The sequence below is a fragment of the Klebsiella sp. 10-1 genome, assembly GCF_009758445.1.
Lineage (GTDB): Bacteria > Pseudomonadota > Gammaproteobacteria > Enterobacterales > Enterobacteriaceae > Klebsiella > Klebsiella scottii.
In genome coordinates, this window is the sequence record NZ_WQRE01000005.1 from 146,258 (window position 1) to 164,220 (window position 17,963).

The 17,963-nt window shown below is 57.5% G+C and carries 20 protein-coding genes; 8 read left to right on the plus strand and 12 right to left on the minus strand.

The window, feature by feature from the left end; genetic code table 11:
• Positions 1-2: 2 nt before the first annotated feature.
• The 4 genes from trmH to gmk all read right to left on the minus strand — a co-directional run bounded on the left by trmH (position 3) and on the right by gmk (position 3,929).
• Complete coding sequence (trmH, locus tag GO007_RS18825) at positions 3-692, minus strand: tRNA (guanosine(18)-2'-O)-methyltransferase TrmH (protein ID WP_095102614.1); 690 nt, start codon at positions 690-692, stop codon at positions 3-5.
• Positions 693-836: 144 nt separating this feature from the next.
• Complete coding sequence (gene spoT / locus GO007_RS18830) at positions 837-2,957, minus strand: bifunctional GTP diphosphokinase/guanosine-3',5'-bis pyrophosphate 3'-pyrophosphohydrolase (RefSeq protein WP_095102616.1); 2,121 nt, start codon at positions 2,955-2,957, stop codon at positions 837-839.
• 18 nt (positions 2,958-2,975) lie between these two features.
• Entirely contained in the window at positions 2,976-3,251 is a 276-nt protein-coding gene (gene rpoZ, locus GO007_RS18835) for a DNA-directed RNA polymerase subunit omega (RefSeq protein ID WP_006817787.1), read from the minus strand.
• A gap of 54 nt (positions 3,252-3,305) precedes the next feature.
• Positions 3,306-3,929 carry a guanylate kinase gene (gene gmk, locus GO007_RS18840; protein ID WP_095102619.1) on the minus strand — a complete coding sequence of 208 codons (624 nt, stop codon included), beginning with the start codon at positions 3,927-3,929 and terminating at the stop codon, positions 3,306-3,308.
• A gap of 258 nt (positions 3,930-4,187) precedes the next feature.
• Here gmk and ligB point away from each other — a divergent pair, with 258 nt between their 5' ends.
• The gene (gene ligB, locus GO007_RS18845) at positions 4,188-5,864 is read left to right on the plus strand and encodes an NAD-dependent DNA ligase LigB (RefSeq protein ID WP_095102622.1); all 1,677 of its coding nucleotides are present in this window, start codon (positions 4,188-4,190) and stop codon (positions 5,862-5,864) included.
• A gap of 5 nt (positions 5,865-5,869) precedes the next feature.
• Here the strand turns inward: ligB and GO007_RS18850 are convergent, their stop codons facing one another.
• The gene (locus GO007_RS18850) at positions 5,870-6,487 is read right to left on the minus strand and encodes a trimeric intracellular cation channel family protein (RefSeq protein ID WP_045853830.1); all 618 of its coding nucleotides are present in this window, start codon (positions 6,485-6,487) and stop codon (positions 5,870-5,872) included.
• Positions 6,488-6,764: 277 nt separating this feature from the next.
• Here GO007_RS18850 and GO007_RS18855 point away from each other — a divergent pair, with 277 nt between their 5' ends.
• Positions 6,765-8,024, plus strand: coding sequence for a chloride channel protein (locus GO007_RS18855; protein ID WP_095102624.1), 1,260 nt, complete (start codon positions 6,765-6,767; stop codon positions 8,022-8,024).
• Between the two features lie 55 nt (positions 8,025-8,079).
• Here the strand turns inward: GO007_RS18855 and GO007_RS18860 are convergent, their stop codons facing one another.
• Positions 8,080-8,943 (minus strand): YicC/YloC family endoribonuclease, encoded by an 864-nt coding sequence (locus GO007_RS18860; protein WP_095102626.1) that lies wholly within the window; start codon positions 8,941-8,943, stop codon positions 8,080-8,082.
• A gap of 125 nt (positions 8,944-9,068) precedes the next feature.
• Here GO007_RS18860 and rph point away from each other — a divergent pair, with 125 nt between their 5' ends.
• Both rph and pyrE read left to right on the plus strand, forming a co-directional pair.
• On the plus strand, positions 9,069-9,785 hold the full coding sequence (gene rph, locus GO007_RS18865; RefSeq protein WP_032690259.1) for a ribonuclease PH: 717 nt from the start codon (positions 9,069-9,071) through the stop codon (positions 9,783-9,785).
• 72 nt (positions 9,786-9,857) lie between these two features.
• A complete protein-coding gene (gene pyrE, locus GO007_RS18870; protein ID WP_095102628.1) occupies positions 9,858-10,499 on the plus strand; it encodes an orotate phosphoribosyltransferase in 642 nt (213 codons plus the stop codon).
• 38 nt (positions 10,500-10,537) lie between these two features.
• Here pyrE and slmA read toward each other — a convergent pair whose 3' ends face one another.
• From slmA to coaBC, 3 genes are all read right to left on the minus strand, one after another.
• Positions 10,538-11,134 carry a nucleoid occlusion factor SlmA gene (slmA, locus tag GO007_RS18875; RefSeq protein ID WP_095102630.1) on the minus strand — a complete coding sequence of 199 codons (597 nt, stop codon included), beginning with the start codon at positions 11,132-11,134 and terminating at the stop codon, positions 10,538-10,540.
• A gap of 125 nt (positions 11,135-11,259) precedes the next feature.
• Positions 11,260-11,718 (minus strand): dUTP diphosphatase, encoded by a 459-nt coding sequence (gene dut, locus GO007_RS18880; protein WP_189339894.1) that lies wholly within the window; start codon positions 11,716-11,718, stop codon positions 11,260-11,262.
• Complete coding sequence (coaBC, locus tag GO007_RS18885) at positions 11,696-12,907, minus strand: bifunctional phosphopantothenoylcysteine decarboxylase/phosphopantothenate--cysteine ligase CoaBC (protein WP_095102985.1); 1,212 nt, start codon at positions 12,905-12,907, stop codon at positions 11,696-11,698. Before coaBC ends, dut begins: the two co-directional genes overlap by 23 nt.
• A gap of 177 nt (positions 12,908-13,084) precedes the next feature.
• Between coaBC and radC the strand changes: the two genes are divergently transcribed.
• The 4 genes from radC (at position 13,085) to mutM (ending at position 15,348) form a co-directional block, all read left to right on the plus strand.
• Positions 13,085-13,750: a RadC family protein gene (gene radC, locus GO007_RS18890; RefSeq protein WP_095102632.1), complete on the plus strand. Its 666-nt coding sequence runs from the start codon at positions 13,085-13,087 to the stop codon at positions 13,748-13,750.
• Positions 13,751-14,016: 266 nt separating this feature from the next.
• A complete protein-coding gene (gene rpmB, locus GO007_RS18895) occupies positions 14,017-14,253 on the plus strand; it encodes a 50S ribosomal protein L28 (RefSeq protein WP_002436699.1) in 237 nt (78 codons plus the stop codon).
• A 20-nt stretch (positions 14,254-14,273) separates the two neighbouring features.
• Positions 14,274-14,441: a 50S ribosomal protein L33 gene (gene rpmG / locus GO007_RS18900; protein WP_003024094.1), complete on the plus strand. Its 168-nt coding sequence runs from the start codon at positions 14,274-14,276 to the stop codon at positions 14,439-14,441.
• Between the two features lie 97 nt (positions 14,442-14,538).
• Positions 14,539-15,348: a bifunctional DNA-formamidopyrimidine glycosylase/DNA-(apurinic or apyrimidinic site) lyase gene (mutM, locus tag GO007_RS18905; protein ID WP_095102634.1), complete on the plus strand. Its 810-nt coding sequence runs from the start codon at positions 14,539-14,541 to the stop codon at positions 15,346-15,348.
• Positions 15,349-15,373: 25 nt separating this feature from the next.
• On the opposite strand, the gene coaD is transcribed toward mutM, so the two are convergent.
• From coaD to waaA, 3 genes are read right to left on the minus strand one after another with little or no spacing between them, the layout of a single operon-like run.
• Complete coding sequence (coaD, locus tag GO007_RS18910; RefSeq protein WP_095102636.1) at positions 15,374-15,850, minus strand: pantetheine-phosphate adenylyltransferase; 477 nt, start codon at positions 15,848-15,850, stop codon at positions 15,374-15,376.
• 2 nt (positions 15,851-15,852) lie between these two features.
• Positions 15,853-16,623, minus strand: a complete 771-nt coding sequence (locus tag GO007_RS18915; protein WP_095102638.1) for a glycosyltransferase family 2 protein — start codon at positions 16,621-16,623, stop codon at positions 15,853-15,855.
• The gene (gene waaA, locus GO007_RS18920) at positions 16,623-17,897 is read right to left on the minus strand and encodes a lipid IV(A) 3-deoxy-D-manno-octulosonic acid transferase (protein ID WP_095102640.1); all 1,275 of its coding nucleotides are present in this window, start codon (positions 17,895-17,897) and stop codon (positions 16,623-16,625) included. Before waaA ends, GO007_RS18915 begins: the two co-directional genes overlap by 1 nt.
• Between the last annotated feature and the right edge of the window lie 66 nt (positions 17,898-17,963).

Here is a 17,963-nt window from a genome sequence, read left to right on the forward strand (position 1 = left end):
GTTTACCTCGCTGCCTGCATCGTGGCCCACCACGCGGCGTCGGCTTCAACTTCGCCCTGGCCGTTGACGTGGGGATAGGGCAGGCCTTTTTGTTTTGCCACCCTCGCCAGCACCGGATAACCGCCCTCAAACAGCAGGCGCTGCTGTTCTTCTTCCGGCAGCGTACTGTTTTCGCGTTTATACATGCCCGCGTTCTGCCGCTGGCGCTGTGCTTCATACAGAATTAAGGCGGAGGCGACGGAGACGTTTAGCGACTGCACCATGCCCGTCATCGGAATAATGATGTCCTGGTCTGCCAGCGCTAGCGCTTCCGCGGTGATGCCGGTTTTTTCCTGGCCCATCAGGATACAGGTGGGCCGGGTGTAGTCGATTTCACGAAAGTCGACGGCTTTATCAGAAAGATGGGTGGCGAGGATCTGCATGCCCTGACTCTTTAAGTGGCCGACGGCATCGCCAATGGTACGGTGTGTTTTGACCTGGACCCAGCTGTTGCTGCCCGCGGCGGCGGAAGCCATCGTGCGCATGCGGCTGCTGGGCCAGATAGCGTGCACTTCGTGCACGCCAACGGCATCTGCGGTACGAATCACCGCAGAGACGTTATGAGGTTTGTGGACCTGCTCCATGCAGACCGTCAGGTCAGGCTGACGCCTGGCGAGCATCTCACAGATACGCGCATAACGCTGCGAATTCATAACCACTTCATCCTTCAAATTGCCTCGGCGTTGGCTTCTGATTACTCGGCTCATCCATGAGCCTCGCCCTTACGGGCCAGCGTAAACGCTGTGCAAAACGCTAAAGTATTTTGTGATGCAACCCGAATGCTGTTGTGTTGAAAACTAGTTCCGGTTACGGGTGACTTTTATCACGTCCGGCATCACGCGAATTTTGCGCATGATATTCGCCAGATGCACGCGGTCGCGCGCCGTAAGGCGAATAAAGGCGCTGTAGACGCGGCCATCTTTTTCTTCCGTATTCAGGCTTTGAATATTGGAAGCGGCGGTATTGATCGCGGCCGTGAGGTTCGCCAGCGCGCCCTGGTGGTTAAACATATCCACCTTAATTTCGGTGATAAATTCCTGGGCGGTCTCTTTATCCCATTCGACGGCCATAAACTTCTCGGGCTCTTTCTGATAGCCGCGAATGTTACGACAGGACTCATGGTGAATGACCAGGCCTTTGCCGGGGCTGACGTGGGCGATAATCGGGTCGCCGGGAATCGGGCGGCAGCACTTGGCAAAGGTAATCAGCACGCCGTCGGCGCCTTTAATCGGCAGATGGCCGTGGCCTGAAGAGGCGCTTTGCGCCGGTGCGGTGACGGTTTCACCCTGCTGCAGGTTTTTCGCCACCACCACGCTCATCGCGTTGCCGAGGCCGATTTCCGCCAGCAGATCGTCCAGCGTCGCCAGCTTCATGCGATCAAGCTCGCGCTGAACGTTCTCTGGCGGGATTTCAGCCAGCTTACGGCTGCCGCCGAGGGCGTGGTTGAGCAACCGGCGGCCAAGGCTGACGGAGTCATCGCGCTTGAGGTTTTTCAACAGCTGGCGGATCTTCGCGCGCGCTTTCGAGCTGACGACAAAGTTCAGCCATGCGGCGTTCGGACGCGCGCCCGGTGCGGTGATGATCTCTACCGTCTGGCCGCTGGAGAGCGGCTGCGACAGCGGATACGGCTGGCGGTCAACGCGTGCGCCAACGCAGGCATGGCCGATATCCGTATGCACCGCGTAGGCAAAGTCCACCGGCGTCGCGCCGGCGGGAAGTTCGACAATGCGCCCTTCCGGGGTGAAAACGTAAATCTCATCCGGGAACAGATCGGATTTGACGCTCTCGATAAATTCAAACGAGCTGCCCGCGCTCTGCTGCAGTTCCAGCAGGCTCTGCATCCAGCGCTGGGCGCGGATCTGCGCCGTGGTGCTGCTCTCGCCGCCGTGCTCTTTATAAGCCCAGTGCGCCGCAACCCCCATTTCCGCCATCTGGTCCATGTCTTCGGTACGAATCTGTACCTCAACCGGGACGCCGTGCGGGCCGATCATCGAGGTATGCAAAGATTGATAGCCGTTCGCTTTCGGAATGGCGATGTAGTCTTTCATCCGCCCTGGACGCGGCTTGTAGAGGCTGTGCATCTGGCCAAGCACGCGGTAGCAGGTGTCGGCATCATGCACGATTACGCGGAACGCGTAGATATCCATGATCGAGTGAAAACGCTGCTCTTTAAGCACCATTTTGCAGTAGATGGAGTACAAATGCTTCTCGCGACCGCTAACGCGACAGGGGATCCCCGCTTCCTGTAAACGCCCTTCGATTTCGGAGAGGATCTTTTGGATCATCTCTTTACGGTTGCCGCGCGCCGCTTTAACGACTTCTTTAATGACGCGATAACGATTGGGATACAGCGCTTCAAAGCCCAGCTCTTCGAGCTCGGTTTTAATGTGGTGGATACCTAAACGGTGGGCCAGCGGGCTGTAGATTTCCAGCGTTTCGCGGGCGATACGGCGGCGTTTATCCGGGCGTAATGAGCCCAGCGTGCGCATGTTGTGGGTGCGGTCGGCAAGTTTGATGAGGATGACGCGGATATCCTGCACCATCGCCATAATCATCTTGCGAAAGTTTTCGGCCTGCGCCTCTTTCTTATCGCGGAACTTGAGCTTATCAAGTTTTGATACCCCTTCTACCAGCTCGGCAACGCTTTTACCAAAGAGCTGCTCCATATCCTGGTAGGTGGCAGGGGTATCTTCAATCACGTCATGCAGCAGGGCAGCCATCAGCGTTTCGTGGTCGAGTTTCATCTCGGCCAGAATGCAGGCTACCGCAACCGGGTGCGTGATATAGGGTTCACCGCTTGAACGTGTCTGCCCCTCGTGAGCGTCACGTGCAACGAGATACGCCTGCCGAAGACGCTTGATTTGCTCTTCCGGCAGGTAGTTTTGAATCAGCTGATTCAGGCTTTCAAACAGATACAAGGGCGACCCACTGCGTTATTAACGACGACCTTCAGCAATAGCGGTAACTGCTTGTAATTCAGCGGCTTCCTGCTCTTGCTGTTCCTGACGATCGCGCACGTCGAGGATCTGGTTGTTGATCAGACCTTCTTCGATTTCGCGCAGTGCGATAACGGTAGTTTTATCGTTTTCTTCCGCTACCAGCGGATCTTTTCCGCCAACCTGCATCTGACGAGCGCGACGCGCGGCGACCAGTACCAGGTCAAAACGGTTACCAATTTTCTCTACAGCGTCCTGAACAGTTACGCGTGCCATACTTAAAATGCTCCACAGATGAAGAAAGGACTGGGCATGATACTGAATGTCGGTTCAGTCTGCCAACAGTTTGGTGATTAAAGCGCCATGTCGCTGCTTTTGGCGGCTCATGCGCAGGCGTTCGGCGCGGATGATGTTTTTCAGATCGCCGAGGGCGGTATCAAAATCATCATTCACAATAAGGTAATCATATTCCGCGTAATGGCTCATTTCTGCAACAGCCTGCGCCATACGTTTTGCGATCACCTCTTCGCTGTCCTGGCCGCGGCCACGCAGGCGACGGTCAAGCTCATCTTTGGACGGCGGCAGAACAAAAATGCTGCGCGCGCCCGGCATTTTATGACGGATTTGCTGAGCGCCCTGCCAGTCGATATCGAGGAAGACATCAACGCCGGTTGCCAGTACCTGCTCGATGGCTTCGCGCGAGGTGCCGTAATAGTTGCCAAAAACTTCTGCGTGCTCAAGAAATGCATCTCTGCCAATCATCGCTCTGAAATCGTCGTGATTAACAAAGAAATAGTGTTCACCGTGCACTTCGCCAGGACGCGGCGCGCGCGTGGTATGCGAAACAGAGACCTGGGAGTCGTACAGCGGTTGGGTTTTTAATAAAGCCTGAATCAGGCTGGATTTACCCGCGCCACTTGGGGCGGAAACAATATAAAGCGTGCCTTGAGCCATGAGAGTCTTTTGTATGTGATGGTCGAAAGAGAAACTACATACGAGCCTATTATACACGCCGCCGCGCTGTGACGTAGTCCCTGTCACACTTTTTACCTCTGTTTCTTTCATTTTGCCTGCTGTTTCCCTGATTTCTCTGTGAATTGCCGCAATGACGTACAAACCCTGGAAGCCGGCTCGCGGCGCGGAAAAGCCCTTATCGCCGATGAGGCCCCGTCGGCGGCAGAATGCCGGTGGGCAAAAAAGGAGGGTAGCGTTGTGCAAAAATGGCTTTGGGCGATAGGAGTGTGGATGACGGCGGGATACTGTCAGTCGGCCTGTCCCACCTGGACGCAGGCGCGGGCTGAACAGGAGGTCAGCCGCCTGAGTCAGCAGATTGCCGGGTGGAAAAACGACTACTGGCTGCGCGGCAGCAGCGAAGTCGCTGATGACGTCTACGATCGGCTTTTAGCTCGGTTAATCGAGTGGCGGCGCTGTTTTGCCATCAAAGCGCCGGTAATCGATGATTTACCGCCGCCCCGCGGCGAGGTCCGGCATCCGGTTGCCCACACCGGCGTGCGCAAGCTGGCGGAAAAAACCGACGTTGCGCGCTGGATGCGGGGCAAAACCGATCTGTGGGTGCAGCCAAAGGTGGATGGCGTTGCGGTGACGCTGGTTTACCGCCGCGGGCGGCTGGTACAGGCAATCAGCCGGGGAGATGGCCGAGCTGGCGAAGACTGGACGGCAAAAGTGCGGCAGATTTCCGGCGTGCCGAGGGCCACGAAGGGCGCGCTGGCAAATAGCGTGCTGCAAGGGGAGCTGTTTCTCCGCCGCGCCGGACATATCCAGAAGCGGATGGGGGGAGTGAATGCCCGGGCGAAAGCGGCCGGCGCCATGATGCGGCGGGATATGTCGACATCGTTAGCGGATCTGGGCGTCTTTATCTGGGCATGGCCGGATGGGCCCGGCGAGATGCGTCAACGCCGGGCTCTGCTGCAGAAGGCCGGGTTTAGCGACAGCGCGGGCTTTTCTCAGCCGGTATCGGACGTGGCGGAGGTTGCGCGCTGGCGCGAACGTTGGCTAACGTCAGCGCTGCCTTTTGCTACCGATGGCGTCGTTGTGCGTCTTGGGAGAGAACCAGCCGGGCGCTTCTGGTCGCCGGGGCAGGGTGATTGGGTCGCCGCGTGGAAGTACCCTCCGGCCATCCGCATCATGGAGGTGCGCGACATCCGCTTTTACGTCGGGCGTAGCGGGAAAATTGCCGTGGTGGCAGGGCTTGAACCGCAGCGGCTGGATGATAAGCAGGTAAAACGCGTGAACGTCGGGTCGGTGGCCCGCTGGCAAAGTCTGGATATTGCTATTGGCGATCAGCTGCAAATTAGCCTGGCGGGACAGGGAATACCGCGGATAGACGGCGTAGTGTGGCGAACGGCCCAGCGTCAGAAGCCGCAACCGCCTCCGGCGCATTTTAACGCGCTGACCTGCTATTTTTCCTCCCCCGAGTGCGCCGGGCAGTTTGTTTCAAGGCTGGTCTGGCTATCGTCAAAATCCGTACTGGACCTGGACAGCGTCGGTGAGTCCGCGTGGCGCACCGCCTATCACTCTCTCCGTATGGAGCATCTTTTTTCGTGGCTGTCGTTTACCCCTCAGCAGCTGCAGTCAGTCCCGGGGATCTCTGCGCTACGCGGGCAGCGGCTCTGGCACCAGTTTAACCTCGCCCGCCGGCAGCCCTTTCTGCGCTGGGTGCAGGCCCTGGGAGTGCCGTTGCCGCAGGCGGCGCTGGCGGGCCTGGCCGGAGATAGCTGGCCGCGCCTGCTGGCGCGAAACGCAGAGCAGTGGCGACGCCTGCCGGGAGTGGGGGATGAAAAAGCGCGTCAGCTGGTGGCCTTTCTTCGGCATCCGGACGTTGCCGCGCTGGCGCAGTGGCTCCGCGGCCAGGGCATCTCCGGGTTTTAACCCGCTCAGTGCGCGCTGTGATTGTAGTGGAAGACAGGCAAACCTAGCTTCCAGCGCAGGGCCAGCATGCGGGCGGTGAAGCCGAACAGCAGGGTGGCGATGACCACTACGTCGTGGCTGCTGACATAGTGCTGCAGGGCGATATACAGAATGGCGGCGGCAAAAGAGATCCCGGCATACAGCTCTTTCTGAAACACCAGCGGGATGCGCTTACAGAACATATCCCGCAGTACGCCGCCGAATACGCCGGTGATGACCGCCGCGATGGAGGCGATAACCGGTCCTTCTCCCATATCGAGGGCAATCTGCGCGCCGATAATCGAAAACACCACCAGGCCGAGGGCATCGAGGACCAAAAACAGCCGACGCAGGTGGGGCATAACCGGGGCGGCAATCGTGGTGAGCACCGCGGCGACGGCAACAATGATGACGTATTCCGGGTTCTTGACCCAGCCCAGAGGGTAGTGGCCGAGCAGAATATCCCGCACCGACCCGCCGCCCAGCGCGGTGGCGGTCGCAATAATGATAACGCCGAAGGTATCCATACGACGGCGTCCGGCTGCCAGAGCGCCGGTCATCGCTTCCGCGGTAATACCAATTAAATACAGAATATGAAGCAGCATAGATCCCCCACGATGAGAGCGGGCAGGTTAGCGATTTGTGCGCAGGATCACGACTGAGATTTTCTAAGGTGAACGATTTATGCCTTGAAAAAATAATGCCTGATTTTCTCAATTACCTTTATTTGTGGGGTTTAAAGGATTTTTATTTTAGTTTTAAGATTAGAAAAAGTAATGATTCAGGCTCAGCCAGCGCTGGTCAGGAAAATACGCGATAAATACTTAATATTTAACTCACGACCTTTATCATTTTATTTTCCTCTTTCCGAGGCTTGTGAATATGACCGGAGTGACCGGCGAGAAAAACTACCTGCTCCGCCTGGCTGCCGTTGTTCTGACCGGCGTCCTGGCCGGCCTGTCGGGAATGGTTCTGGCGATGATTTTGCACGCTATTCAACACGTTGCTTTTGGATACAGCCTCGATCGTATTATCGGCACGGAGTCATTTTTGCAGGGCGTAACGGACGCCTCCTGGCCTCGACGTTTCACGGCCATCGCGGTCGGCGGAGCGATCGCCGGGTTTGGCTGGTGGCTGCTGGGCCGCTACGGCCAGAAGCGGGTATCGATTTCCGCCGCCGTCGCCACGCCCGCGGTGCCGATGCCCGCTGGCACGACAACCCTGCACGCCTTGCTGCAGATCGTCACCGTGGCGCTGGGCTCCCCGCTCGGTCGGGAGGTTGCGCCGCGAGAGATGGGGGCGCTGGGGGCCGGTATCGTGGCGCGCAGAATGGGCCTGCATGAAGATGAAACCCGCACGCTGATTGCCTGCGGCGCCGGTGCCGGGCTGGCGGCGGTATATAACGTGCCGCTGGCCGGCGCCCTGTTTAGCCTCGAAGTGATGCTGCTGTCGTTTAGCTGGGAGAAGACCCTGGCGGCCGTTGTGACGTCCGCCGTTGCCGCCTGGACGGCAGCTCTGGGGCTGGGGGATGAGTCTCAGTATCACTTTATCTCCGGGGCGCTCCCGGGCTCGTTTATGTGGTGGGCGATAATCGTCAGTCCGCTGCTTGGGGCGTCGGCGTGGCTGTTTCGTCAGGCTACCAGCGCCGCGCGGGCGCGGGTCAGGGCGAACTGGCAGATGCCGCTATTTTGCCTGCTGGCGTTTGCCCTTCTTGCCGGGCTGAGCCTCTATTTTCCTCAGCTACCCGGCAATGGCAAAGGCCCACTGCAGCTTGCGATCGGCGACGGGCTGGGATTTCATAGCGCGCTGGTACTTCTGGTCCTGAAAGCGATCGTTATTCTGGCGGTGCTGCGCGGCGGTGCGGAAGGAGGGCTGCTGACCCCTGGCCTGGCGGTGGGAAGCCTGATGAGCCTGCTGCTGAGTATGCTTTGGCAGCAGCTGGTGCCCGGCGGCGACGCCAGCAGCTTTGCGCTGGTTGGGGCCGCGGCTTTTCTGGCGGCGTCAATGCAGATGCCGCTGACGGCGGTTGCGCTGGTGATGGAGTTTACCCATATGGACCATAGCTATCTGGCCCCCACGCTGCTGTGCGCTGCGGGCGCGTTTATGACCTGTCGGATACTGGACGGAAAGTACAGATTCTGAATTGAAGAGATAAAAAAAGGCTGGTAAAACCAGCCTTTAATCGATGTGCCTGCGGTTACTCGATGTTCTGAATCTGCTCGCGCATCTGCTCAATCAGCACTTTCAGCTCAATGGCAGAATTGGTGACTTCCGCATTAATCGATTTTGACGCCAGGGTGTTCGACTCGCGGTTGAACTCCTGCATCATAAAGTCAAGGCGACGGCCAACGGCTTCTTTTTTCTTCAGAATGTTGTAGGTCTCTTTGACATGCGCTTCCAGACGGTCCAGCTCTTCGGAAACGTCGATGCGCTGCGCCATCAGCACCAGCTCTTGTTCGAGACGATTATTTTCCAGCTGAACTTCCGCGTCTTCCAGCTTGGATACCAGGCGCTCGCGCTGCCACTGCAGGATTTCCGGCATATGGCCGCGAACTTTGCCGACTTCGCTGCTGACGCCTTCCAGGCGCTGTTCGATAAGCGTCTTCAGCGCCTGGCCTTCGGTCTCGCGAGCGACGATAAAGTCGTCCAGCGCGCCGTTCAGTGCGGTGAGAATATCGGAGGCAATGGCGTCGAGATCCTGCTCCTGCGCGGCCATTACGCCGGGCCAGCGCAGGATATCAACCGGGTTGATTTCCCCTTCATCGCTCTGCATTTTTACCCAGTTGGCGGCGTTGACCAGCTGCTTTGCCAGGTTTTCGTTCAGAATCAGCTCACCCTGAGCGCTGGGATCCTGTTCAAAACGCAGGGTACATTCGATTTTGCCGCGGGTCAGACGCGCGCGAATACGCTCGCGCACGACGGGCTCCAGGCTACGGAACTGCTCCGGCAGACGGAAATAGGTTTCCAGGTAGCGCTGGTTTACCGAGCGCAGTTCCCACGCGGCGCTGCCCCATTCGCCCTTGATTTCACGACGGGCATAGGCGGTCATACTGCGGATCATAGACGTTCCTGTTTTTAAAGGAGAGTGGGGGGGATTATAGCTTTCAGGGCCTTATCAGGATAGGAATAAGCAACCATTATCCGTATAATGCGCAGCCATATTCGTTTCAAGCCGGAGAGAACATCATGCGTCCAGCAGGCCGTAGCGCTAATCAGGTGCGTCCCGTAACCCTGACCCGTAACTATACCATACACGCTGAAGGCTCTGTTCTGGTCGAATTTGGTGACACCAAAGTGCTGTGCACCGCGTCGATCGATGAAGGCGTACCGCGCTTTCTGAAAGGCCAGGGCCAGGGGTGGATCACCGCAGAATACGGCATGCTGCCGCGCGCTACGCACACCCGTAACGCGCGTGAAGCCGCCAAAGGTAAGCAGGGCGGTCGTACCATGGAAATCCAGCGTCTTATCGCCCGCGCGCTGCGCGCTGCGGTAGACCTGAAGGCGCTTGGCGAGTTCACCATTACCCTCGATTGCGATGTGCTGCAGGCCGATGGCGGTACCCGTACCGCATCAATCACCGGTGCCTGCGTGGCGCTGGCCGACGCTCTGAACAAGCTGGTCGCCGCCGGCAAGCTGAAAACTAACCCGATGAAAGGCATGGTTGCTGCCGTTTCCGTCGGTATCGTTAACGGCGAAGCGCTTTGCGATCTGGAGTACGTGGAAGATTCCGCAGCGGAAACCGATATGAACGTGGTGATGACCGAAGACGGCCGCATCATCGAGGTGCAGGGCACGGCGGAAGGCGAGCCGTTTACCCATGAAGAGCTCCTGACCCTCCTGGCATTGGCCCGAGGGGGTATCGAATCCATTGTCGCGACGCAGAAGGCGGCGTTAGAAAACTAGTTTTTAAGGCGACTGAGAAGTCGCCTTTTTTTTGTCCGTAGATCCATAGAAAGCATGATGAGGAGCGAATCCATGAAACCATATCAGCGCCAGTTTATTGAGTTTGCGCTTAACAAACAGGTTCTTAAGTTTGGCGAGTTTACGCTGAAATCCGGGCGCAAGAGCCCCTATTTCTTCAACGCCGGCCTGTTTAACACCGGGCGCGATCTGGCACTGTTGGGCCGTTTCTATGCAGAAGCGCTGGTCGACTCCGGAATCGATTTTGACCTGCTGTTTGGCCCGGCCTACAAAGGCATTCCCATCGCTACTACCACGGTGGTTGCGCTGGCCGAACATCACGACCGGGATTTACCGTACTGCTTTAACCGTAAAGAAGCCAAAACGCACGGCGAAGGCGGCAATCTGGTTGGCAGCGCCCTGCAGGGTCGCGTCATGCTGGTCGACGATGTGATAACCGCAGGTACCGCTATTCGCGAATCGATGGAGATTATCCAGGCCAACGGCGCCGAGCTCGCCGGCGTGCTGATCTCGCTGGATCGCCAGGAGCGCGGTCGCGGCGAAATTTCCGCGATTCAGGAAGTTGAACGCGATTACGGCTGCAAGGTAATTTCTATCGTCACCCTCAAGGACCTGATTAGCTATCTGGAAGAGAAGCCGGAGATGGCCGGGCATCTGGCGTCGGTGCGTGCGTATCGCGAAGAGTTTGGCGTATAGGTAACAAAGCCCGGGGCGTTATGCCTCCGGGCTTAGGATTATTGCAGCTGTGCGGCGACCAGCGGCCAGCGGGCGTCAAAATCGTCCGTCGGACGATATTTAAACTCGCTGCGAACAAAGCGCGACAGCATGCCTTCGCAGAACGCCAGCAGCTGGCTGGCCAGCAAAGATTCATCGGTGACGAAACCTTCGCCTTCGCGCATTTTCTTCTCGCGCATGACCTGACGTAGCTGAACTTCAATACGTTCAAACAGCTGGTTGATCCGGTCCTGCAGACGGTCCTGTTCAAACATCAGCGCATGGCCGGTCAGAATTCGCGTCAGCCCAGGATTACGCTCACCAAACCCAAGAATCAGCAGCACAATCAGGCGCAGGCGCGCGGATGTGTCTTTTTCATCTTTTAAAATCAAATTGATGCGCGTAATCAGACTGTCTTCGATAAACTCAATCAGGCTATCGAACATGCGGGTTTTGCTGGGGAAATGACGGTACAGCGCCGCTTCGGACACGCCGACGGACGCCGCCAGTTTCGCCGTGGTAATACGTTGACTACCATCGCTGGATTCAAGCATTAGCGCCAGAGATTGAAGTATTTCCTCGCGACGATTCCTTTTCGCAGTTTGTTTTTCTGCCATGTTTTAAAATACCCCTGAAAATAAGCACTTGTCAGGCAGACATCCACAAAGCGGCCGCAAATGGTCATTTGCGGCGATGTTATTGCATTATTGCGCTTTGGGATGCAGGTTTTGTGTGGCCGGGCCTATGCGCGCCCTGAGTGACCAAAGCCACCTTCGCCACGTTCGGTGGTGTCAAAATCTTCCACCAGGTTAAATTCCGCCTGTACGACGGGTACAAATACCATTTGAGCGATACGCTCGCCGGGTTCAATAGTAAAGCTCTGCTGGCCGCGGTTCCAGACGGAAACCATCAGCTGCCCCTGATAGTCGGAATCGATAAGACCCACCAGGTTGCCCAGCACGATGCCGTGCTTATGGCCCAGCCCGGAGCGCGGCAGGATGACCGCCGCCAGAGACGGATCGGCGATATGAATAGCCAGGCCGGTTGGCAGCAGGGTTGTTGCGCCCGGCGCAAGCTCTACGGCGGCGTCGAGACAGGCCCGCAGGTCAAGTCCGGCAGAGCCGGAGGTGGCATAGGTTGGCAGCGGAAACTGCTTGCCAACGCGCGGGTCCAGAAGCTTAACGTCGATTTTTTTCATCATAACGGGTCACGATCTCGTCGAGTAATAATTGGCCGAGGAGTTCCTTGCGCTCGTGTGGCAAGCGCTTATCTCCATCCTGCCAGAAAAGGTGTAATGCGTTGCTGTCGCTGTTAAATCCCTGATTTGGCTTAGATACATCATTGGCGCAGATCAGGTCGAGATTTTTGCGAGCGCGTTTTTGCCTCGCGTATTCTTCCACATTATTCGTTTCGGCAGCAAACCCAACGACATAAGGTCGGCTATCCGTTAGCGCAGCGACCCCGGCAACGATATCCGGGTTTTTGACCATTTTTATTGTTAATTCATCATCTTGCTTTTTGATTTTTTTCTCAGCAACGGTGATGGCGCGGTAGTCGGCGACGGCCGCACAGCCAATAAAAATATGCTGTTGTCGGACGCCGCTGTCGACCGCGGCCTGCATTTCCAAAGCGGTAGTGACATCAACCCGCTGTACAAACGGCGGCGTCGGTAGCGAAACCGGGCCGCTGACCAGCGTGACGTTGGCGCCGCGGTTTGCCGCAGCGGCGGCAATAGCGAAGCCCATCTTACCGGAGCTTTGATTGCTGATATAGCGTACCGGATCCAGCGGCTCGCGGGTGGGACCCGCGGTAATCATGATGTTGAGATGTTGCAAATCTTTGACAGGCGAAAAATGCGCGGCCGCCATATCGACGAGGGTCAACGGGTCAAGCATTCGGCCCGGGCCGATATCGCCGCAGGCCTGGCTTCCGCTGTCCGGGCCCCAGACCAGCAGGCCGCGTGAGGCGATGACCTCAAGATTATGCTGCGTCGCGGCGGCGCGATACATCTGCTGGTTCATTGCGGGCACCACCGCGACCGGAGACGGCGTCGCGAGGCAGATAGTGGAGACCAGGTCGTTCGCCATGCCGGCCGCAACGCGGGCGATCAAATCGGCGGTTGCAGGAGCGAGGATAACCAGATCGGCCCATTTCCCCAGCTCAATGTGGCCCATCGCGGCTTCTGCTGCCGGGTCGAGCAGGCTATCGGAAACCGGATAACCTGATACCGCCTGCAGGCTGAGTGGCGTAATGAAGGCTTTCGCGGCTTCCGTCATGGCGACCCGTACATCGGCGCCGCGGTCGCGCAGGCGGCGTACCAGTTCAGGCGTTTTGTAGGCAGCAATGCCGCCGCTCACGCCGAGAACGATCTTTTTACCAGCCAGACTCATCATGATTCTTTCCTGTTGGAGTACACCAGAATTCGCGCATCTTACCACAATCCCGTCGGCGTCGTGCGCCTGCCTGGAATTGACTTTGCGAGTCGCTACGCAAGGGTAAAAGGCGACCGTCGGCAGCGGCGAGAGGCTATGCCAGGATGTGGGGCGCACTGGAAAGGAGAGGCTGCGATGGATTTACCGGAACCCCTGCTGCCAAGGGAAAAAATGCTGCTCTACGGTATCGAAGTGCTGTCGGACGTTGAGCTGCTGGCGCTGTTTTTACGTACCGGCACGCGGGAGCGGGACGTGATGACGTTTTCGCACGACCTGCTCGCGCGCTTTGGCTCGCTATACGGTCTGCTATCGGCGGACAAGGCGCAGTTCGACGAGATCGACGGGATTGGACTGGCGAAATACGCCCAGCTAAAAGGCGTCGCTGAGCTGGCGCGGCGCTATTTTAGCCGGCGGCTGGTTGAGGAGCCTTCTCTGGTGACGCCGCTGATGACGCGGGAGTTTTTGCAAAGCCAGCTGATGGACGAGGAGCGGGAGATCTTTATGGTGATCTTTTTAGATAATCAGAATCGGGTATTGAAACATAGCCGGCTTTTTTCTGGTACTCTTAGCCACGTTGAGGTGCATCCGCGAGAAATTGTACGCGAAGCCATCAAAGTGAACGCCGCTGCGGTGATCCTGGCACATAATCATCCATCCGGTAGCCCCGAGCCGAGTAAGGCCGACAGGTTGATTACCGAAAGAGTGATAAAGTGTTGTGGTTTCATGGAGATACGCGTGCTCGATCACCTTGTTATTGGCCGCGGTGCGTACGTATCTTTTGCCGAGCGCGGCTGGATTTAGCCCCGATCACGCGATCCTGCGGGATCTTTGTCTGTTCGGGACTTGAGCACATCGCCGAGTCAGCGTATACTACGCCACCTTTGAGAATCTCGGGTTTGGCATTTGGGCCTGGCAATCGATGGTTCACTTAGACACCCAATCATTCAGGTTGCATCAAGGCGGCCTGAAGGATGACGTGTAGAACTGCGATGACCGGGCTGTAAAGCCTGACGAGGCGCCAATACCCCATACGAAGCTCGAGCTAATTTGATTTTTGGAGAATAGACATGTCCCGAGTCTGCCAAGTTACTGGCAAGCGTCCGGTGACCGGTAACAACCGTTCCCACGCACTGAACGCGACCAAACGCCGTTTCCTGCCGAACCTGCACTCTCACCGTTTCTGGGTTGAGAGCGAAAAGCGTTTTGTCACCCTGCGCGTATCTGCTAAAGGTATGCGTGTTATTGATAAGAAAGGCATCGATACAGTTCTGTCCGAACTGCGTGCCCGTGGCGAAAAGTACTAAGTACTAAGAGGAAATAAATCATGGCTAAAGGTATTCGTGAGAAAATCAAGCTGGTTTCTTCTGCTGGTACTGGTCACTTCTATACCACCACGAAGAACAAGCGTACTAAGCCGGAAAAACTGGAACTGAAAAAGTTCGATCCAGTTGTCCGTCAGCACGTTTTATACAAAGAAGCTAAAATCAAATAATTTTAGATTCGATGTAAAAAAAACCCCGCCCTGGCGGGGTTTTTTGTTTTCTGGCCATCCCCATAATAAAGACATCTGCAATACAGCCGGAGACGCTATGCCTGAATTACCTGAGGTGGAAACCAGCCGACGCGGGATTGAACCGCATCTGGTTGGCGCAACCATTCTGCACGCCGCTATTCGCAATGGACGCCTGCGCTGGCCGGTTTCTGAAGAGATCTATCGTCTGAGCGACGTGCCGGTGCTCAGCGTGCGTCGACGCGCCAAATACCTGCTGCTGGAGCTGCCTGGCGGCTGGATTATCATTCACCTGGGAATGTCAGGAAGCCTGCGCATTCTGAGCGAAGAGCTGCCCGCAGAGAAGCATGACCATGTCGACCTGGTGATGAGCAACGGCAAGGTGCTGCGCTATACCGACCCTCGACGCTTTGGCGCCTGGCTGTGGACCAAAGAGCTGGAAGGGCATCCGGCGCTGGCGCATCTCGGTCCGGAGCCGCTGAGCGATGATTTCAACAGCGCCTACCTGCAGCTGAGGTGCGCGAAAAAGAAAACCGCCATTAAGCCCTGGCTGATGGATAACAAGCTGGTGGTGGGGGTCGGGAATATCTACGCCAGCGAATCGCTGTTTTCCGCCGGGATCCATCCGGATCGGCTGGCATCGTCGCTATCGTATGAAGAGTGCGAGCGGCTGGTTAAGGTGATTAAAGCCGTGCTGCTCCGCTCGATTGAGCAGGGCGGGACAACGCTGAAGGATTTCCTGCAAAGCGACGGTAAGCCGGGATATTTTGCCCAGGAGCTGCAGGTCTACGGGCGCAAGGGCGAGCCTTGCCGCACCTGCGGTACGCCGATTATCGCCGGCAAGCACGCCCAGCGGGCGACGTTTTATTGTCGCCAGTGTCAGAAGTAGGGCCGCGTCCCCGAAGGCGTAAAGATTAGAGCTTTTTCAGCAGCGCCTGGTGCACGTTAGCCGGCAGGAAGTGGGAAACGTCGCCCTGATGGCGCGCGACCTCCTTGACTAGCGATGACGAGATAAACGACCACTCTTTGCACGGCATCAGGAAGACGCTTTCGAGGGTCGGCATCAGGTGGCGGTTCATATGCGCCAGCTGCATCTCGTATTCGAAATCCGCTACCGCCCGCAGGCCGCGAATCAAAATGTTGGCCTGCTGCGCGCGGGCGAAATTGGCCATTAAATCGCTAAAGCCGATGACCTCAACGTTGACCAGGTGCGCGGTTGACTGCTGCGCCAGCGCAATGCGTTCGTCGAGGCTGAACATCGGCTTCTTGCTCGGGCTGGCAGCAACCGCCAGCAGCACTTTGTCAAACATGCTGGCCGCGCGGGTGACGATATCGATATGACCGTTGGTGATAGGGTCGAAGGTACCCGGATAAATCGCTTTTGTGCTCATAATTACACTCTCTCCGAGTAGCCGCGGCTCAGCGCCCACAGCTCGGTGTATTTATTAAACGTATACTGCGCGTTGACCACGGCGAGCAGCCAGCCCTGTTTACCATCCAGCACGCCGCCGCGTAGCAGCAGCGTTTTGACAAATGCCCCCAGCGTATGGCCGAAGATACTCAGCAGAGAGGTTTTTTTCCCCTTCTGATGACGTTCCTGCGCCCAGGCGGTGGCGTAGGCCAGCTGCTTTTGCTGAAAGCCGGAGAAGTCGCGGCAGGTCAGATGCAGCAGATCGCCGGCAAGTTCGATAATCTGCGCGCCTTTGGCATCGAGCGATTCGTGCACCAGATTATTGTTATAGCGGTAACTATGGCGCGGGTACAAGCGCATCACGCGATCGGGGTACCAGCCGCTATGGCGCATAAAGCGGCCAAGGAAATAGTTACGCCGGGCAATGCTGTAGATAGCGCCCTCTTTTGGCGCCGTCAGCGCCTGACGAAGGGACTGTGCCAGTTCCGGGGTGACGCGCTCGTCGGTATCAATCATCAGCACATAGTCGCCGGTGGCGTAATCCTGGGCGCGCTGGCGCTGAATGCCGTAGCCCTGCCAGTCGGTGTTGATAAAAACCTGAGCACCCAGGCTGCGCGCCAGCTCGACGGTGCCGTCGCTGCTGCCGGAATCCAGCAGCACGATCTCATCGGCCCAGCTTACCGACGCCAGACAGTCCGGCAGCAGATCCGCCGCGTTTTTGGCGATCATCACGACGGACAGTCGGATCGACATTAGTGGCTCCGCTGTGGCAGATAAGGTTGCAGTAACTGTAGCAGACGGGAGAGTGCGCCCTGGTTTTGGTGAAGCACTTCCACCGCGTGACGGCCGTACCACAGGCGGTAATCTTCGTCGGTCAGCAGATTAGAAACCTGCGTGACCAGTGAGTTCAGGTCGGTCACGGTGATCAGGCCATCATCCTGCTGCAGCTTGGCGCAAATATCTTTAAAGTTGAAGGTATGCGGGCCCATCAGGACCGGGATGGCGTGCGCCGCTGGCTCCAGCGGGTTATGACCGCCGCGCTCGACCAGGCTGCCGCCGACAAAGGCAAGATCGGCAATGCCGTACAGCAGCATCAGCTCACCCATAGTATCGCCAATCACCACCTGGGTGCTATTGGAGGGGATCTCGCCGGTGCTGCGCAGGGTAAAGCTCATCCCCGCTTTCTGCACCATCTCCCGCGCGTCGCCGAAGCGTTCAGGGTGGCGAGGGACGAGGATCAGCAGCAGGTCGGGGAAGGTTTCCAGCAGCTTTTTATGCGCTTGCAGAATGATTTGCTCTTCGCCGTCATGGGTGCTGGTGGCGATCCACACCTTGCGGTGCGGCGCCCACTGGCGGCGCAGGGTGATGGCGCGGGCGGCCAGCTCGGGCGTGACGGAAATATCAAACTTCAGGCTACCGGTGACCGCCAGCTGGTTGCGCTTCAGCCCGAGGGCGATAAAGCGGCTGGCGTCTTCTTCGTTCTGCGCGGCGATAAGCGTAATGCGGCTCAGCAGACGGCGCATAAATTTGCCCAGTTTGGCATAACCCTTCGCCGAGCGTTCTGACAGGCGGGCGTTAGCGATAACCAGCGGAATTTTACGCTTGTGCAACGCGGCGACCATATTTGGCCACAGCTCGGTTTCCATCACGATAACCAGCTTCGGCTGCACGGTGTTGAGGAAGCGGTTCATCGCGCAGGGGAGATCGTAAGGCAGGTAGACGTGGTGCACGTCTTTGCCGAATGCGGACATCGCGCGCTCGGAGCCCGTGGGCGTCATGGTGGTGACGGTAATAGGCAGCGAAGGATAGCGGTGGCGCAGGGCGCGTACCAGCGGGATGGCAGCAAGCGTCTCACCCACGGAAACGGAATGCAGCAGAATCCCATCCGGCGCTACCTTGTTCTGACAGAAGCCATAACGTTCAGCCCAGCGTTTGCGGTAGGCGGGGGCCTTACGGCTGCGCAGCAGCAGTCGCAGCCATACCAGCGGCTGAATAAGATAGAGTAGGGTGGTATAAAGCAATTCCAAGCGATTTATCCGTTTTATGTTTTAGCGGGCAAATTCTAAGCATTTAGCCCATGTAAAGCTATCCCT

Coding starts and splice junctions, on each gene's coding strand:
- GO007_RS18850 (WP_045853830.1), bottom strand. CDS start 6,487: ATGCTGCTTCATATTCTGTATTTAATTGGTATTACCGCGGAAGCGATG.
- rpoZ (WP_006817787.1), bottom strand. CDS start 3,251: ATGGCACGCGTAACTGTTCAGGACGCTGTAGAGAAAATTGGTAACCGT.
- rpmG (WP_003024094.1), top strand. CDS start 14,274: ATGGCTAAAGGTATTCGTGAGAAAATCAAGCTGGTTTCTTCTGCTGGT.
- dut (WP_189339894.1), bottom strand. CDS start 11,718: ATGATGAAAAAAATCGACGTTAAGCTTCTGGACCCGCGCGTTGGCAAG.
- gmk (WP_095102619.1), bottom strand. CDS start 3,929: ATGGCTCAAGGCACGCTTTATATTGTTTCCGCCCCAAGTGGCGCGGGT.
- pyrE (WP_095102628.1), top strand. CDS start 9,858: ATGAAACCATATCAGCGCCAGTTTATTGAGTTTGCGCTTAACAAACAG.
- coaD (WP_095102636.1), bottom strand. CDS start 15,850: ATGAGCACAAAAGCGATTTATCCGGGTACCTTCGACCCTATCACCAAC.
- slmA (WP_095102630.1), bottom strand. CDS start 11,134: ATGGCAGAAAAACAAACTGCGAAAAGGAATCGTCGCGAGGAAATACTT.
- rph (WP_032690259.1), top strand. CDS start 9,069: ATGCGTCCAGCAGGCCGTAGCGCTAATCAGGTGCGTCCCGTAACCCTG.
- mutM (WP_095102634.1), top strand. CDS start 14,539: ATGCCTGAATTACCTGAGGTGGAAACCAGCCGACGCGGGATTGAACCG.
- trmH (WP_095102614.1), bottom strand. CDS start 692: ATGAATTCGCAGCGTTATGCGCGTATCTGTGAGATGCTCGCCAGGCGT.
- rpmB (WP_002436699.1), top strand. CDS start 14,017: ATGTCCCGAGTCTGCCAAGTTACTGGCAAGCGTCCGGTGACCGGTAAC.
- coaBC (WP_095102985.1), bottom strand. CDS start 12,907: ATGAGTCTGGCTGGTAAAAAGATCGTTCTCGGCGTGAGCGGCGGCATT.
- GO007_RS18860 (WP_095102626.1), bottom strand. CDS start 8,943: ATGATCCGCAGTATGACCGCCTATGCCCGTCGTGAAATCAAGGGCGAA.
- GO007_RS18855 (WP_095102624.1), top strand. CDS start 6,765: ATGACCGGAGTGACCGGCGAGAAAAACTACCTGCTCCGCCTGGCTGCC.
- radC (WP_095102632.1), top strand. CDS start 13,085: ATGGATTTACCGGAACCCCTGCTGCCAAGGGAAAAAATGCTGCTCTAC.
- GO007_RS18915 (WP_095102638.1), bottom strand. CDS start 16,623: ATGTCGATCCGACTGTCCGTCGTGATGATCGCCAAAAACGCGGCGGAT.